Source organism: Synechococcus sp. W55.2 (genome assembly GCF_047461635.1).
Taxonomy (GTDB): domain Bacteria; phylum Cyanobacteriota; class Cyanobacteriia; order Thermostichales; family Thermostichaceae; genus Thermostichus.
Map to the genome: position 1 here is coordinate 1 of NZ_JANSHM010000120.1, position 1,297 is coordinate 1,297.

At 55.1% G+C, this 1,297-nt stretch carries 1 protein-coding gene and 1 pseudogene; both read left to right on the plus strand.

Annotation, left to right across the window (positions count from 1 at the left end; genetic code table 11):
* Nucleotides 1-522, plus strand: a pseudogene (locus tag NW828_RS13790) (hypothetical protein); the annotation flags it as partial.
* Nucleotides 523-919: 397 nt separating this feature from the next.
* On the plus strand, nt 920-1,297 hold a 378-nt coding region (locus NW828_RS13795; RefSeq protein ID WP_414384473.1), incomplete at its 3' end, for a DUF4388 domain-containing protein.

Below are 1,297 nucleotides of genomic sequence, written 5' to 3' on the forward strand. Positions count from 1 at the left end.
GGCCAGTTCAGCTTCCTGCCCAACGTGCCCATGCCCTACCGAGAAATGACTGGCCTCAGCAAAAGCGCCACCGCTGCCGTCCTGGAAGCCCTGCAGCAGCTCAAGCTGGAGCAACGCCCCGAAAAAGACCTGCCCGAACCCGATAGTTGCTTTTGGCGTACCAGCACCGAACTGCCTCTGTTCAAACTTTCTGCGCTGGAGTGGGGGATCCTGGAGCAGGTGTCGCCTTCCCGCAAGCTGACGGCTTTGGCTCAAGCACTGGGGGCGGACCTGCTGGAGGTGCGCTATGCCTGCGCCCGTCTGGCGAAGCTGGGGTTGATCAGCCCTTGTGAGGGGCCAACGGTTCTGGCTCGGTCTGGTCACTGGGAGCTGTCCAAGTCGATTGCTGAGGAGGTGAATCCCGAGCCGGTGAGGGAGAGGCTGGGGGCAAGGGTGCCCGGTTTTCAGGATGAGGGCGGCCCGGTCAAGCCTTCTCTGGTCAGTCGATTAGCCACCCTCCTCAAGGGCATGCGCGAAAAGTGAGGCAAACCGACAGAGGGAGAACAATCCTCTGGCTTTGTAAAGAAGTTGGGAGATCCTGCTAACTTTTATCTAACTTCTGTTCAAAGAGAAAGCAAAAATAGGGGTTTTACTTTACAAAGCAACATGATCCAGGCCAAGGCCGAAACAAAGCGAACCAGAAGCCTTCTGTGAGAGGATTGAGAGTACCGCCTGATCGTATTCTGATTGTACTCCATGATAGATTTTCCCGGACGGTCAGTGTAATTGCTAGCGGGCAGAGTATCGAGCTACAAAAAACACAGCCGTTGATACACGGTTGTTGACCGAGAGTCCATGTACAAGAATAGGGATGTCTAAAAAATTACTGAAGCATTGATTCTTCGCCCATTCCATCGAAGTGGAGGTTCAAAAAATTCTTATGGCTATAGTTGGAGACCTCCAAGAATTTTCCTTGCCCGATCTGTTGCAGCTGATCGAGAGGGGCAGCAAAACAGGACAGCTCTGTATCTGGGCGCCCAGAGGTATCTACAGGATCTGGTTTTACCAAGGTCGGGTCATTGCTGCCCTACCACCTCAGGAAGAACACCGCCTGGAGAGCTTGCTGGCCCATTCCGGCTTGGTGAGCGAGCGGGTGGTCGAGAAGCTGGCTTCCTTTTGCGGCTCGGAAGAGCCTCTGGGGCGTTTCTTGCAGCGGCAAGGGTTGATTACCCCAGCAGCCCTGGCCAAGCTCTTTCGCCATCAACTGCAAACCGGCCTCTACAGCCTCTTCGCCCTCGAATCCGGCCAGTTCAGCTTC